The 15,624-nt window shown below is 44.9% G+C and carries 8 protein-coding genes and 1 pseudogene; 3 read left to right on the top strand and 6 right to left on the bottom strand.

The window, feature by feature from the left end; translation table 11 throughout:
• Positions 1-113 precede the first annotated feature (113 nt).
• Positions 114-965: pseudogene (locus NC994_RS27010) on the bottom strand (family 1 glycosylhydrolase); the annotation flags it as partial.
• A 5-nt stretch (positions 966-970) separates the two neighbouring features.
• Positions 971-5,950 (bottom strand): non-ribosomal peptide synthetase, encoded by a 4,980-nt coding sequence (locus NC994_RS27005; protein WP_190432907.1) that lies wholly within the window; start codon positions 5,948-5,950, stop codon positions 971-973.
• Between the two features lie 126 nt (positions 5,951-6,076).
• Here NC994_RS27005 and NC994_RS27000 point away from each other — a divergent pair, with 126 nt between their 5' ends.
• Complete coding sequence (locus NC994_RS27000; RefSeq protein ID WP_190432905.1) at positions 6,077-7,186, top strand: alpha/beta hydrolase; 1,110 nt, start codon at positions 6,077-6,079, stop codon at positions 7,184-7,186.
• Positions 7,187-7,256: 70 nt separating this feature from the next.
• Here the strand turns inward: NC994_RS27000 and NC994_RS26995 are convergent, their stop codons facing one another.
• The 4 genes from NC994_RS26995 to rsgA all read right to left on the bottom strand — a co-directional run bounded on the left by NC994_RS26995 (position 7,257) and on the right by rsgA (position 14,632).
• On the bottom strand, positions 7,257-10,634 hold the full coding sequence (locus NC994_RS26995; protein WP_190432903.1) for a non-ribosomal peptide synthetase: 3,378 nt from the start codon (positions 10,632-10,634) through the stop codon (positions 7,257-7,259).
• A gap of 141 nt (positions 10,635-10,775) precedes the next feature.
• A complete protein-coding gene (locus NC994_RS26990; protein ID WP_190432901.1) occupies positions 10,776-11,501 on the bottom strand; it encodes a cyclase family protein in 726 nt (241 codons plus the stop codon).
• A gap of 196 nt (positions 11,502-11,697) precedes the next feature.
• Positions 11,698-13,311, bottom strand: a complete 1,614-nt coding sequence (abc-f, locus tag NC994_RS26985) for a ribosomal protection-like ABC-F family protein (RefSeq protein ID WP_190432899.1) — start codon at positions 13,309-13,311, stop codon at positions 11,698-11,700.
• 259 nt (positions 13,312-13,570) lie between these two features.
• Complete coding sequence (rsgA, locus tag NC994_RS26980) at positions 13,571-14,632, bottom strand: ribosome small subunit-dependent GTPase A (protein WP_190432897.1); 1,062 nt, start codon at positions 14,630-14,632, stop codon at positions 13,571-13,573.
• A 384-nt stretch (positions 14,633-15,016) separates the two neighbouring features.
• Between rsgA and NC994_RS26975 the strand changes: the two genes are divergently transcribed.
• Together NC994_RS26975 and NC994_RS26970 are read left to right on the top strand one after the other, a co-directional pair.
• Complete coding sequence (locus tag NC994_RS26975) at positions 15,017-15,181, top strand: hypothetical protein (RefSeq protein WP_190666801.1); 165 nt, start codon at positions 15,017-15,019, stop codon at positions 15,179-15,181.
• Between the two features lie 59 nt (positions 15,182-15,240).
• Positions 15,241-15,423 carry a hypothetical protein gene (locus NC994_RS26970; RefSeq protein ID WP_190432885.1) on the top strand — a complete coding sequence of 61 codons (183 nt, stop codon included), beginning with the start codon at positions 15,241-15,243 and terminating at the stop codon, positions 15,421-15,423.
• Positions 15,424-15,624: the final 201 nt, after the last annotated feature.

Below are 15,624 nucleotides of genomic sequence, written 5' to 3'. Positions count from 1 at the left end.
TACAGAAGCATTCAATTCAGTCACCATTAAAGACATGATTGGCTGGTTCACTCATTGCTGTTACTACGTTGCTCCTGATACCTCAGAGTGTATTCCTCTCATGTGAGAACCGCTATATCTGGAGCATCAACGCCCAACTTCTCAAGCATTGCTGGACTGTAGACACCCGTAAGAGCGGGAAAAATAATCCCCCCATTGAGCCAAGAAGTATGGAAAGCTTGCTGAGCTGCGGTTATATCAGCCGCTGATTCGGTGAGGGGAACAGTGACAGAAATATTGTCTACAAGTGCTACGGAACAGGGAAGGGGCGAGGCAGCACGGATAGCTTGACAGCCCATTCCATGAGCGAGGAGGGCATGGTGAGAAGTCTGCCACACTTCTTTGCGAGTTTTGACGCGAGTGCCAGGGGCAAAGGGTGGGTCTTTATCTACATCGTAGGCGAAATCAGTGAAGCAGGGGATTTCGTTGATGGTCATCCAGTTGGTGATGCGATCGCCTAACCGACTGACAACGGCAGTAGCATAGTCAGCAAAATCTGAAGCCATCTCCCGGCTGCGCCAAGAACCGTACAAGTCCTCTAGTGCTTGAGGACTGTCCCAATGAAACAAGGTGGCGTGGGGTGTAATACTGTGTTTGTGCAGGCAATCAACCAGACGCTTGTAGAAATCAATTCCCTTCTCATTCACGTTTCCCCGACCATCAGGAATAATTCGGGGCCAAGCGATACTAAAGCGATAATGCTGGATGCCCAGTTGTGCCATCAGTTCTACGTCTGTTTCGTAGCGGTGGTAATGGTCGCAAGCAACAGCACCCGTATCGCCATTCTCAACCCGTCCGGGGGTAGCACTGAAGGTATCCCAGACGCTGGGTTTGCGATCGCCTTCTGTTACCGCACCCTCTATCTGATAAGCGGAGGTAGCCGCGCCCCAGATGAAATTTTCTGGAAATTGGTCGCTGGTGTTCATCTGGTTCACGGTTGTTGGTTTTCTTTGTTGAGAGAAGATAGCTTCATGCGACGATTTTCACGAGAAATTGGCACTAAGGCTGGGGCTTTGCTTTGAGTAGTGGTCTGCTGAAAACTAGCGAGCGCTTTCGATAATTCTGCAATGGTCGGTGCCTCAAAGACGCTACGCAAAGGTAACTCCACCCCGAATGCGTCGCGCACTCTAGAAACAAGCTGAGTCGCTAGTAATGAATGTCCTCCTAATTCAAAGAAGTTATCGTGAATACCTACCCGTTTAACTCCCAAAACCTCAGCAAAAATTTTCACTAATGCTTCCTCAACCGGAGTTTGAGGTGCAACATAACTTCCTGCCAATTCTAGTTTGACTGGTTCGGGTGCAGGTAAAGCACGCCGATCGACTTTGCCATTAGGCGTAAGCGGTAGAGATTCTAGGACTACAAAAGCTGATGGCACCATGTACTCAGGTAGCTTTTGGGTGAGATAAGTCTGCAATTGAGGGATTAACTTACGAGCTGCTTTTGCTTGCAGGGGATTATTCGCATAAGATTGTAGCGATCGCAATTTAGCGCTGAGTGGCAAAGTAGTTTTCTTATCTACTTTTTTCCTTACAAACGCTACATCGTAGCGTCCATCAGTGCCGGAATTTGACCAGCTAATATCAACGTTGTAGGGTACATCTAGACTATAAAAGTCTTCTGGTTCTACTCCTGAATTTTGGAGTTTTTGCAATGCTTCACGCATCTGTCCCGCAGTCTTAAATTCTGCTGCGCCTGATAGCCATTCTGCTGTTTTAACTGCTGCTGTTACCCGCGCATTAGGCACATTGGTAATGCTTAAGAGTTCTAGTTGGTTATCAACTAATAGCTGAAGTACAGCGGAGACGGTTAAGTTATTTTCGTGCCAGTCTAGCCAATTTGATCCCCCCTGCCCCCCTTGAAAAGGGGGGTTCTGAAGCCCCCCTTCATAAGGGGGGTTGGGGGGATCTATTTCTGGGTTCTGAAGCCCTCCTTTATAAGAGGGGCTAGGAAGATTTATTTTTGGGTTCTGAAGCCCCCCTTCATAAGGGGGGTTGGGGGGATCTATTTCTGTGCCAATATGCAGAATCGCATTGTAACGAAACTGCGTTAATTCATTGTGAGAACGGCCCCGAATTAGTTGAATTTGTACGTCGCTAATCTGGGGAAATCGCTGTTTTAAAGCAGTGAAGAAAGCTGGATCGATTACTAACTCAGTTTCTTGGAACATTTGCATTTCTACTCGTTGCTGCAACTGTTCGCGGGTGAGGGAGGGTTCGGCTTGATAAAGCTGTACTGAGGCGTGGAAAGCTTGCAGCAGTGGGAGACTACGCACATCGCCAATGAAGATGAAGCCACCGGGAGCGATCGCATTTATTGCACCCTCCAGTACGCGCACCAGATAATCAATATTGGGAAAATATTGCACAACCGAGTTCAGAATCACCGTATCAAAGGCTTCGGACTCCACTCCCTCAAAGTCAGTCGCCAACTTCTGAAGCAATGTTACTTGAGGTAATTGTGCCAATTGCTGCTGAATGTAGTGCAGTGAAGCAGAGGAAAAGTCCGTCCCACAATATTTATTGCAGTGAGGCGCAATTCTAAACAACAATAAACCTGTTCCGCACCCAATTTCTAGCACTCGACTCGGTTGCAAATCCAGAATTTGCGCGACTTGGTTATCTACCCATTCACGCATCTGTTCTGCTGGAATCGGTTGATTAGTATAACTGCTATTCCAACCGACAATATTGAATGTTGGATCTGAACCAGCAGCAGGTTGATTATAATTTTCGTTGTAGAGCATCTGCCATTGCGAAACCTGCTCATTTTGCAATTGCATTTCCATCTGCTTCTGTTCGCTGTATTCAGCATTTAGCGCTACATAAGCTACTAAACGCTTTTCCCCTGGTAAATCTTCACGAGTTATTACAACATTTTGCAGCACTGCTGGATTCTGGCTCAGTACCGCTTCAATTTCTCCCAACTCTATGCGGAAGCCGCGAATTTTTACTTGTTCGTCGAGGCGACCTAAAAATTCGATATTGCCATCTGGTTGATAGCGAACTAAATCGCCTGTTTTATAAAGACGTGCTTCTGGTTGGTTGCTAAAAGGGTTAGAAATGAATTTTTCAGCAGTTAAATCGGGACGGTTTAAATAACCTCGCGCTAGTCCATCACCACCAATGTGCAATTCACCAGCAACGCCGATGGGTACAGGTTGTAAATATCTATCTATAACATAAACTTGAGTGTTGGCAATGGGACGACCAATTGTAGGCGCGATCGCATTTCCTGATGCTGCTACATTTACGCTCCCCTCTTGCCCCCCTTTTGAAGCCCTGTTGGGTGAATCTTCTTTCTCTTTAACAGCAACTATCCCGGAAGTTGTAACAACAGTATTCTCAGTTGGGCCATAATTATTAACTAGCTGGAAAGGATACTCAGCCAAAGGAGACTGGTGTAGTTTGTCTCCCCCTGTCAGTAATATTCGTAAAGCGGCGTTAGTAGACCAATCCAATAACAAAATTTTGTCAGCTAAAGGTGTCGGTAAAAAGCTAATTGTTATTGATTTCGATATTAAGAAGTCTCTCAGCTTTTCAGGCGCTATTCTTAGTTCATCATCAATCAAATAGATGCTACATCCTGCACTCAAATAAGGCAAAATTTCCCACCCGCAAGCATCAAAGGCAACTCCAGCAACCTGCGTTACTCGGTCAAGCGGTGAAACTGCAAACGTTCTCTGATGCCAAAAGATGAGATTTAATAAGCTGCGATGTTCAATTTTAACCCCTTTAGGCTTTCCTGTGGTGCCAGAGGTGTAGATGACATAAGCAAGGTTGTCTGCGGTAACGTTGCTGCTAGGATTATCTTCGCTTTCTTGGGCAATTGTTTCCCAATCTTTGTCTAAACAAATTATTCGTGAGGTATGCTTCCCAAGACGTTCGATACACTGTTCATGTGTTAATATAACTGGCACTTGAGCATCTTGAAGCATAAAACTCAAACGCTCAGGGGGGTAGCTGGGGTCTAAAGGTAGGTATGCTCCACCTGCTTTCAGGATGGCTAACATCCCGATTATCATATCAAGCGATCGCTCTACGCAAAGTCCTACTAAAATTTCCGCACCAATACCCAATTTTTGTAAATAACGTGCAAGTTTGTTGCTGCGTATATTTAACTCTTGGTAGGTGAGTTCTTTATCTTCAAATACTAGAGCAATCGCATCTTTATTCTGCTCTACCTGTGCTTCAAATAGCTGATGAACACACAAATCATTGGGATAATCTACTTTGGTATTATTCCATTGCACTAACAGTTGATGTAGTTCAGCTTCACTTAATATCGGTAATTCGGTAACTCGTTGCTCTGGATTTGCAACAATGCCCTCTAGCAATATTTGGAAATGTTCCAGCATTCGGTTAATCGTGGCTGCATCGAATAAATCGGTGCTGTATACGACAAAGCCGCTAATTCCTTCTGAGCTATCTACCCCTAACCCATTATTTTCCTTTTGCTCCCACAAGTGGAACTCTAAATCAAATCGCGTTGTTTCTGTATCAACAAATTGCAGCGGGCTTAAGGTTAACTCTGGTAGTTCTAACGCCGACATTGGCGCATTTTGTAGCGCGAACACCACCTGAAACAGGGGATTTTGATTCAAGTTGCGCTCCGGATGCAGTTCCTCCACCAGCTTTTCAAAAGGCAAATCTTGGTGAGCATATGCTCCAAGCGATACCTCTCGCACTCGACTCAAAAGTGAGCGAAATGTTGGGTTTCCATCAAAGTTGGTACGCAACACCAAACTATTGACAAAAAAACCAATTAACCCTTCAATTTTACTGCGGTTGCGGTTGGCAATTGGCGAACCTACGGCAATATCTTCTTGCTGTGTGTAGCGGTACAGCAAAGTTTGAAATGCTGCAAGTAAAGTCATAAACAAAGTTACGCCTTCTTGCTGGCTTAAGGCTTCTAACGCCTTGCTCAGGCTTTTTGGTAGTTGCAAAAGTTGCGTTGCACCCCGGTAGCTTTGAACTGCTGGTCGAGGTCTGTCAGTAGGCAAATTTAAGATAGAAATACCCTCTAATTGCCGCCGCCAGTAAGCAAGTTGTGTTTCCAATACTTCCCCTTGCAACCACTCACGTTGCCAGTGGGCAAAGTCTGCATACTGAATAGGTAGTTCTGGTAAAGGTGTAGAGACGGAAAATTTATCGTCTTTACAAGAAGCAAAGGCTGTGTAGAGTGCCGCTAACTCGCGAATTAGTACCCCCATAGACCAGCCATCGGAGACAATGTGGTGCAGAACCAGCAGTAGCACATATTCTGACTCATCTAACCGCAGTAGCGTTACTCGTAGAAAAGGGTCTTTGGACAAATCGAAAGGGCGTTGAGCTTCTTGGGTGGTGATGCGTCGCGCTTCGGTTTCTAATTCTCCTAGCCCTTTTAGGGCGGCTTCGGCAACAGAGACGCTTTGCGATTCTCCTTCGGAGACGCTTCGCGATCGCAAATCTATTACTGGTAGCGGTACAGTTAACGTGGATGCGATCGCTTGTACGGGTTGCCCTTCCACCGTTACAAAAGTGGTGCGTAAAGCTTCGTGACGGCGCACAATTTCGTTAAAAGTCTTCTCCAGGGCTGCTAAATTTAACGAACCTACCAGACGCACCGCTGCCGGAACATTATAGAAAGCATTGTTAGGGACTAATTGATCCAGAAACCACAGCCGCTGTTGTGCAAAGGATAGCGACAGATTTCTGTCCCGCAAAATGGGTGTAAGGCTTATCGGAGTAGCGTTTGTGGTAACGTTAGCTGTCCTTAGAAATGAGAGAATTTCAGCTTTGCGTTCAGCTATCTCTGCACGTAGTTCTGCGGTGAGGCTTCCTTCTGGGGCGTTACAGCGCAGGCGTTCTCCATCAACAAAAACCTGAATATCTAAGCTACGGAGGTAAGATAAAAACTCAACTGTTTTCAAAATTAAACCTCTTCTAGGACACTACCCGCTAGAGGAGTTTACTTGCTATTGACCCGACTGTGGTCTAACCTCGGTATGACGTTGGAAGACAACGCAGTCAACATCCCACCCTAAAGGTTTCTGCTTATGGTGTTCATGCCCCTCAATTTCCTACTCGTATGGCTGGTTGGATTGCTGTCCATCGGGATACTAGGCGGAGGAATTTACATTCTGTATGAGTGGTACGAAGGGGAACTGGTGGGGACATCCTACTTGATAGGCGGACTGGCGATGGTTTTGTGGTCTCTCGGCGGTCGTTTTATCAGCTTGCCGCTGCTGCGTCGCCAAGGTGCTGACGAACCCAAAATCATGCGTACCGGAACTGTGCAGCGCATACAACGACCCGATGGTAGCGTTCTGCAAGTAGAGTTCTATGGGCCTGAGGATGGTCAACCGATTATCTTGTCACACGGTTGGGGACCAAACAGTGCGGTATGGTACTATGCCAAGCGACAACTGAGCGATCGCTTCCGAGTGATTGTTTGGGACTTGCCAGGGCTAGGAAAATCTACTAGACCCAAAAATAACGACTACTCCGTAGAAAAATATGCCCGTGACCTCGAAGCCGTTGTTGCGATCGCCGGAGACAAGCCGGTTATCCTGCTTGGACACAGCATGGGCGGCATGATTAACCTAACATTCTGTCGGCTGTTTCCAGAACATCTGGGGCGTCGCGTAGCAGGCTTAATCCTCGCAGATACAACCTACACCAATCCGCTGAAAACTTCTATCTTGAGCAGTGTGTTACCCAAATTGCAGAAACCGCTGCTTGAACCATTGCTGTACCTCACCATGCTCCTGTCACCCCTCTTTTGGCTGATGACTTGGCTAAGCTATCTCAACGGTTCGCTACACATCAGCGTAGAGATTTCTGGATTTAAGGGGACTGAAACCCGCGGTCAACTGGATTTCGCCGCTTTCTTATCGGCTTTAGGTTCGCCTGGTGTTCTCGCTCGCGGTACATTGGCAATGTTCAATTTCGAGGAAACAACAACACTCCCAACGATTAACGTTCCGGTGTTGGTCGTTTGCGGTGCAACAGATATCGCAACTAAACCTGTTGCAAGCGATCGCATGAAAGCCGAACTACCTCAAGCTGAACTCGTCACGATCAAGCCGGGTGGACACATGGCTTTGGTGGAGAAGAATCAGCTATTTTCCGAAGTTGTCAGTGCGTTTTGTGCTAAATGCGGGTAACGCTCAGAACATTTTAGATTACTTGCGCTTGCTGACTCTTGAGTATTTGCAAATGAGATTGTAGAAAGACTTAAAATTCTATTTCTTCTCGCTCATTTTCCGTAGAATTCGTGTTATCCAAACCTTTAGCTGCCCAACACATCGTTTCAATGTGCCTAGCTAAACTAGCTACCGTTGGAGATTCAAACAAGTTGCGTACAGACAACTCTATTTGGAAAGCATCGCGGATGCGGGAATTTAGCTGAGTTGCGAGTAGAGAATGACCGCCCAATTCAAAGAAATTGTCGTGGACACTTACCTGCTCTTTTCCCAAAACTTTAGCCCAAATTTCGGCTAGCGCTTCCTCAACGCGATCGCGTGGTGCGACATAATCTTCTTTGATATCAAAACTGAGCGTATCAACCGCAGGTAAGGCACGGCGATCTACTTTTCCATTCGGTGTCAGCGGTAGGAATTCTAGCATGACATAAGCTGAAGGCACCATGTATTCTGGTAACTTTTCTTTCAGAAATTGTCGCAGATTTATGGTTGCTGGTGCCTGTTTTTGGCTAGGAACAATATAAGCGACTAAGTGCTTATCCCCAGGGATATCTTCCCTCACAATTACCACTGTCTCGCGCACTGCTGGATGCTGATTAACCGCTGCTTCAATTTCACCCAATTCGATGCGGAAGCCGCGAATTTTTACCTGATTATCAATGCGACCTAAAAACTCAATATTGCCGTCTGGTAAATAGCGGCCTAAGTCACCCGTTTTATAAAGTCGTGTTTCTGGTTTATTACTAAAAGGATTAAAAATAAAGCGTTCAGCAGTTAATTCAGGGCGATTCAGATATTCTCTCGCCAATCCATCACCGCCAATGTACAATTCGCCAATAACATCAATCGGTACAGGTTGTAAATGAGCATCCAGTAAATAAATCTGCGTATTCGTAATCGGGCGACCAATGGGGATAGAGGCTGCTGATTCTGCTAAGTTCTCTAAGCAATAATAAGAAGAAAATGTTGTACTCTCTGTTGGCCCATAGACATGAATGAATTGCTTTGGCACTCCATGTTTAAGAACCTTTTTGACCCACCGAGTATCAACAGCCTCGCCTCCAAATAGCAAATAGCGTAACGAAGCGAAAGCATGGGGAACATCTCTGGCAATCTGTTGAAATAAAGCGGTGGTCAAAAATAAAACGCTGATGTCTTTTTGTTGGAGTTGTAATGCAAACTCGTGGGGCGAAAGAGTGACATCTCTGCTAATTCCAACAAGTTGAGCGCCGTTAACCAAAGCTCCCCAAATCTCGAATGTTGCTGCGTCGAAGGAAGTGTTTGAGGCTTGGGCAACTTTATCATTAGGTGACAATTTTACATAATTTGTGTTGCATACCAGCCGATTGACAGCTTTGTGAGTAACCGCAACTCCCTTGGGATTTCCTGTAGATCCAGAAGTGTAGATTACATAAGCTAAGTTATTGCTGGTTACGCTGCTATTCGGGTTTTCTTTACTTTCTTGGGAAATGATTTCCCAATCTTTATCGAGGGCCACAACTGGGTGCGGTAAATCCCCAAAATTCTCAACAAATTTTTCCTGTGTCAGCAATAGTATGGGCGAAGCATTCGTGGCAGTAATTTCTGGCTCGGAGCCAAGTTTTTTCTTGACAAATGCTTCGCCTCTACAAGCATCATCAAGCATGAACTTCAAACGCTCTTGAGGATAACTCGGATCTAAAGGCATATAAGCTCCCCCGGCTTTCAGAATGCCTAGTAATCCCACAATTAGGTCTACAGAACGCTCCATGCAGATGCCGACTAAAACTTCCGAACCTACCCCCAATTTTTGCAAATAATGTGCTAATTGGTTGCTGCGTATGTTCAACTCCCGGTAGGTTAGAGACTCGATAACCCTTGTCTCTAAATTCTCAAACATTACTGCTATAGAATTATGATTTTGCTTTACCTGATTTTCAAATAACTGATGGATACACTGATTTTCAGGATAATCTGCCCCGGTGTCGTTTATTTGTATTAATAACTGCTGTCGTTCAGCTTCACCCAATAGCGGTAAATTTGCAACTCGTTCTTCGGGATGATTAACAATCCCTTCAAGCAATGTTTTAAAATGTCCCAGCATTCTGGTAATCGTGGCTTCATCGAATAAATCCGTGTTGTAAACCACTACGCCTCTAATTCCCTCAGAATTTCCCCATTTCCCACCCCACAAACTTCGGAAATCTTCAGAACATTTCCACAGATGAAACTCCAAATTGAATCGTGTTGTTTTAAAGTCAATATCCATAAAACTAGGCACTAATTCAGGTAGTTTTAGTGCCGACATTGGCGCATTTTCAAAACCAAACACTACTTGGAATAACGGATGAATATTTAAGTTGCGATCTGGATGCAGTTCCTCAACAAGCTTCTCAAAGGGCAAATCTTGATGGCTGTATGCGCCTAGTGTTACCTGCCGGACTCTGCCCAAGAGTTCCCGAAAAGTTGGGTTTCCAGATAAGTCGGTGCGTAATACCAAACTGTTGACAAAAAAGCCAATCAATCCTTCAATTTCACTGCGGTTACGGTTAGCAATTGGCGAACCCACCGCAATATCTTCTTGATGCGTGTATCGATAAAGTAAAATCTGAAATGCTGCCAGCAAAGTCATAAATAGGGTTACACCTTCTTGCTGCGAAAGCGTCTGGAGCGCATCACTGAGCTTTTTCGGTAACTCTAAAGATTGCGTTGCTCCTCGATAGCTTGCAACCGCTGGTTTCGGTCGGTCAACGGGCAAATTTAGCACGGAAATACCGTTTAATTGTTGCCGCCAATAAGCTAACTGAGTTTCCAGCACCTCTCCTTGCAGCCACTGGCGCTGCCAATGGGCAAAGTCGGCGTATTGTAGGGGCAGTTCCGGCAGCGTAGAGACGGGATGCGTCGCGTCTTTACAAGTAAAGGCTGTGTAGAGGGTTCCCAGTTCCCGAATCAGCACCCCAATCGACCAATCATCACAGATAATGTGGTGCATATTCAGCAATAGAATATGTTCTGTTTCGGAAAGCTGTAGCAGCTTTACTCGCAGCAATGGAATAGAGGACAAATCAAAAGGACGCTCGATTTCTGCTGCTACCAACTGCTGGGCTTGGAGTTCGCGATCGCATTCTGGAAACTGCCGCAGGTCTACTACGGACAGAGGGATGGTTAAGCCGGAAGCCTTAGCGCAGCTTTCCGCAGGAATCACTTGTACGGGTTGCCCCTCTAGCACCTTAAATGTAGTCCGTAAGGCTTCGTGGCGACGCACAATTTCGTTAAATGTCTGCTCTAATGCCGCGAAATTGAGCGTACCTTTTAGGCGAATGACTGTCGGCACATTATAGATCGCATTGCCAGGTATCAACTGGTCAAGGAACCACAGCCGCTGTTGGGCAAATGATGCAGGAAAGACAAAAACCTCTTGTTCAGACATATCGATTCTTTCTTTTGCAGCTATCGGGGCGTTGTCGGCATCCGGCGTCATCTATCTTTGCTTTCACCACAAGGGATAATCGCCTATCAAGGTTGATTGAAGGCGCGATCACGTAAAGTCAATGCGATTTTTGTGCAGATATCAAGGCAAAAAAGCTAACACGGATACAGGTGTCCCAGAACCACCCCGTAGACGTAAAATCCCAATGACTAATGTGGTGCCAGTAGGCGATAACCGATCGAGATTTGTCAGATTTTCCAATATAATTCCAGCCTTTTTTAGTACCAGGCGGTTGGTGCTAAAGGTTTCATCTTGCCCTGGATCAACGCCATGAGTATCAATTCCCACGCCAGCGATCGCGCGTTCTTCGACTAAGAATCGGCTAGTTTCAGCCCCAAACCCCGGAAAGTGAAAGTTGCCTTGTTCGTCCTGATTTAAAAAAGCTCTTCGATCGCCCCACTTTTCTTGCCAACCCGTGTATAGAAGTACAACAGTGTCAGGGAATATCGGATGGTATTGATGTTCCCAATCGAGGACATCGGCTGTTGTTAAAGCATAGTCAAAATTAGCAGTAGTTTTATCGCGGATATCGATAACAATTGCTGCTACAACAAGTGATTGAGCTGGATAGCTCTCAATCCCACTTCCATCTTCATAAAAGCTGTTCGGTGCGTTGATATGAGTGCCGCTATGTTCTCCCATCGAGAATCTTCGTAGATAGTAACCATCTTTTTCTAACTTGGCGACTGGCTCAAATTCAACGAGTGGATCGTTTTGCCAAATAGGTATATTTGGATCGATGACATGACTCAGGTCTACAATTTGGGTATAGGTAATCGTTTTAGGATTATTTGAGTTAGGGTTCATGGCATCTGTTTAATAAACATATTTGACGCCTCAAGGAGTATCTATAACAATCCTACTTTAATTGGGAACTAGCGGTTCAGATACCCGACTTTTCTAAGCAGTCGGGTATCTTGCCTTCACAAATCATTTGGACTGCTATAGACAAACAAACTTGCCTATTTAGATAGCACCTAATTTTAGTTAGAGCTACTTTTGGCTATCCCAGCAATTCTTGATAATATTGTTCCGTCTCATCGGGAAGAAAAACGGTCGTTCGCATCGCCTTATTTTGGATTTTAAAGGCTTTGGTTATCTGAATGCGACTGAGAAAGTCTAGGTCATGAGAAATTACCAAGATAGCACCTTGATACTCCTCTAACGCTTCCACAATTTGAGTAACGGTTTCCAAATCCAAATTATTCGTTGGTTCATCCAATACCAGCAATTCAATTTCCGATACACTAATCATCGCCAGGGCAAGTCTTGCTAGCTCCCCTCCACTCAAAACATCGGCTTTTTTATTCACTTCATCATTAAAAAATAAAAAGTGTCCAAGCTGCTGTCTGACAAGTTGATACTCTAGGTTGGGATTAGCTACTTGCAAATTTCCTAAAATTGTATTTTCCCTATCGACAAACTCGTAAGTTTGGTCAAGACATACAACTTTTAAACGGGGAGCAACTGAAACTTTTCCCGCTTCAAGAATTGCTGGAGAATTTTCTCGATGAATGCCCAAGACTGTCCTAATTAAGCTTGATTTTCCCGATCCATTAGCCCCAGAAATAGCAACTCGCTCACCGGATGCTATGTGCATCTGTATATTCTTGATGAGAAACTGACTTCCAATCTTCAGATTTGCTCCTTGAATGTCAATTAAGCTTCTCCCCTTTTTACTCCTTTCTTCTTCAAGGCGAACAATGGCAACTGGATTTGTCCTAATTTTGGCAGATTCCAAATTTTGTGTAGCTTTAGCGATAGCCACCTCATGTTTTTTTGAGGCGCTTCCAGCACTTGCTGATGCTCGATTCTCGAAGAATCTTCTTGCAGATTTTCCCATACTTCTATCGTGAGCTTGTTTACGCCCTTCTCTTCGGGATTTTCCTGCCCGTTTCTCTTCTTGCAAAGACGCATCAGTTGCCTGCTTAAGTTCTTTTTTGGCTATTTCTCGCGTCCTCAAAGCTACCTGAAATTCAATTTCTTTTTGTTCCTTGTAGCTGGAAAAGTTACCCCCATAAACCTTCACTCCTAATGGTGTTAACTCCCAGATGGTGTTGACGACTTGATCTAGGAAAAAAGGTTTGTGAGAGACAAGGACAAAAGGTTGTTTCAATTCTTGGAGGAAATGCTTTAGATTCTCCAAAGCTAAGAAATCAAGATGATTCGTGGGTTCATCTAGGAGTAGCACGCTTGGGTTTCTGTATAAACCAATTGCCAGAAGCAGTTTAGTAAGCTCACCGCCACTCAAACTGCTAACGGGTAGCGAAATATCTACTGAAGTTTTTAACTTCGCTTCTAACAGGTTACTAATTTCCCACCAATCCTCTGAAAAATAACTTAAAAAATCAAAAACAGTCGCGCCTTGGGTTGACTGGATAAGGGTGCTAATTTGTGGAAGGTAATAAACCGTACCTTCACGATTCACAGAACCCGAACTAGGCTGAATTTCACCAGCCAAGATTTTGAGCAAGGTTGATTTTCCTACCCCATTAGCACCGACAAGCGCAATTCTATCTCCCTCATTCACTGTGGCTTGAACATTGGTAAATAAGGTTTGGTCGGAAGCGAGTTCGTAGCTAATTTGTTCGGCGGTTAGAAATGATTTTTTTTGCATATATGCTGAATCCTGGGTAATTAGAGTACAGATGATGATTTTTTGTTAGGTTCTTCATGGCTATTTCCAAAATACTGAGTGTTGATAAAAAACGCTGGCAAGTCAACTCACGGCTACACGAATTCAACTGCCTATGCGGAATTGAGGCCTTGAAACTTCCAAGTTTAACTTGGAAGTTTCGAGACTCCACTTCCCAATCCTTACTGGCTGCTCCTAGAAGTTAACGCTTTTTTGCTGGCTAAGATAATGACTTAGCTGCTTAGCGTTTTGGATTGTTTCTTAGAGCTTTATGGATTTTTTTCCATTTTTCCTTCTCGGCTAAAGACGCTTTTTGATCTTGTTTCCGGTGATTGTATTCAAGCTCTTGTTGAAGTTTTCGGTAGTTCCGGAAACGTTGCTTATCTAGAATGCCATCAAGCAAAGCTTGTTGCACTGCACAACCGGGTTCTGCTTCATGTTGGCAATCGCGAAAGCGACACTCTGTAGCAAGCGTATTGATATCAGTAAAGGTTTCCTGAAAGCCTTCACTTCCATTCCACATCTGAATTTCTCGCATTCCCGGAGTGTCCATCAGCAAACCCCCAGAAGGCAAAATAATTAACTCTCGATGTGTTGTGGTGTGGCGGCCTCGATTATCTCCTTTGCGTACTGATTGAACTGCTTGAATGTCCTTTTTAGCTAATTGATTGGTAATCGTCGATTTCCCGACTCCCGAAGAACCAATTAGTGCTACGGTTTGCCCCGTACCGAGATAGGGACTCAAGGCATCGAGTCCTTGGTTCTCAATTGCACTCAAGCTAATAATGGGTACGCCAGGAGCGATCGCTTCTACTTCTGCTTTTCGTTGCTCAACTTCATCGCACAAGTCGGCTTTATTCAGAATGATGACCGGATTCGCTCCACTTTCCCAAACCAAAATTAGATAACGTTCGATTCTTCGGAGATTGAAGTCTAGATCCAATCCCGAAACCAAAAACACCGTATCAATGTTGGTGGCAATTATTTGCTCATCTGTTTGTGCGCCTACAGCTTTTCGAGAAAATTTGCTTTTTCTGGGCAAAATTTCATGGATTTTTGCTCTTTCTTCATCGTCAATGATGGTAACAATTACCCAATCTCCTACCGCTGGAAAATCTGTTCGTGTGTCGGCTTGGTAACGCATTTTCCCCGTTACTTCTGCCGACAATTCTCCTAACTCGGTGTAGAGAAGGTAGGTATTTTTTTGCTCAAGAGCAACTCGACCAACAGTATACCCTTGTTGAAAATAGCTGTCAAAGTTTTTCTCAAAAAAACGATTCCAGCCCAACAACTCTAAATTCATTGAAGTTTCCTCTATGGGTGCGGTTATAGACCGCCAAACTCACAGAGGAATCGCGTAAATTATTCGCGTACATCAGAATAATTAAATGAAAAGCTCTGTGAGGATGGGGTGTTGCGTCTGAATGGTTGTGGCGGTCTTAACGGCTACACGCTCTAACATCACTCTTCCTCCTGAGATACTTTTCAATAATTTCCCGGTCAAGGGAACTGTAGTATGATACTACAACCAGTTGCAATTGGCTGAAGGTAGTTTACAAAACTTACCAACGCACGCCAAACTGTTGTATTCAATCATGTTGTTCGCTGAGCTTATCTTATTCACGCTTGTTGCCCTGAGAAATCACCCAATCGGGTAATCATTGAGATGCTCCGCAACCGAGCGCCTTTGGCAAAGCGTAGACAAGGCGTAAAAGACTTCGCTATTTTCCCAATGCGTCAGCCAATTTTGCAACTGACCCCTTCTCAAGCCGCATCCCCTACGAGAAAACTAGGTTTACAGCCACCAAGCGGGCGCACTTTCCAAAAACTGGTAAGCGATCGCTCCCGCTAAATCTGCATTCCCATAAAACTAAGGGTAATCCAGAACTTCACCCCCACAGGCATCTACCAATGATGGAAATCCTAGCTTACCTCCACAGCGCGATCGCCTACGAAGCTGCAACCAGCACACCCCTCAACCGCCTGGAACGCTACGAACCGCTTCCCTTCCCTTTGGGGACAAACGCGAGATCCAGTGATGTAGCAGCGAAGGAGCAGTACGAGATGCAAGTGATAAACGTGCTTCCTTTTTAGCGATACCCATTCATTGTCTAACCGCTACACATCTGACCGCTACACATAACCTTCTTCCTTCTTAGCCCCCCTTTTTTAAGGGGGGTTGGCAGGGTGGTTTCATGTTAGCCAGAGAAAAACCTGGTGAACCTGATTGGCGAGAGCGCGGATACAATCGGGAACAGTGCGACAGCCTAAACGACGGGCTAAAGTAATCACAAA

This window comes from Trichocoleus sp. AS-A1 (assembly GCF_039962015.1).
Taxonomy (GTDB): domain Bacteria; phylum Cyanobacteriota; class Cyanobacteriia; order Cyanobacteriales; family FACHB-T130; genus FACHB-T130.
Note: the sequence above shows the minus strand (reverse complement) of the source record. Positions and strands in the feature narration are given on the sequence as shown.

Coding starts and splice junctions, on each gene's coding strand:
- abc-f (WP_190432899.1), bottom strand. CDS start 13,311: ATGCAAAAAAAATCATTTCTAACCGCCGAACAAATTAGCTACGAACTC.
- rsgA (WP_190432897.1), bottom strand. CDS start 14,632: ATGAATTTAGAGTTGTTGGGCTGGAATCGTTTTTTTGAGAAAAACTTT.
- NC994_RS26990 (WP_190432901.1), bottom strand. CDS start 11,501: ATGAACCCTAACTCAAATAATCCTAAAACGATTACCTATACCCAAATT.
- NC994_RS26970 (WP_190432885.1), top strand. CDS start 15,241: ATGATGGAAATCCTAGCTTACCTCCACAGCGCGATCGCCTACGAAGCT.
- NC994_RS26995 (WP_190432903.1), bottom strand. CDS start 10,634: ATGTCTGAACAAGAGGTTTTTGTCTTTCCTGCATCATTTGCCCAACAG.
- NC994_RS27000 (WP_190432905.1), top strand. CDS start 6,077: ATGGTGTTCATGCCCCTCAATTTCCTACTCGTATGGCTGGTTGGATTG.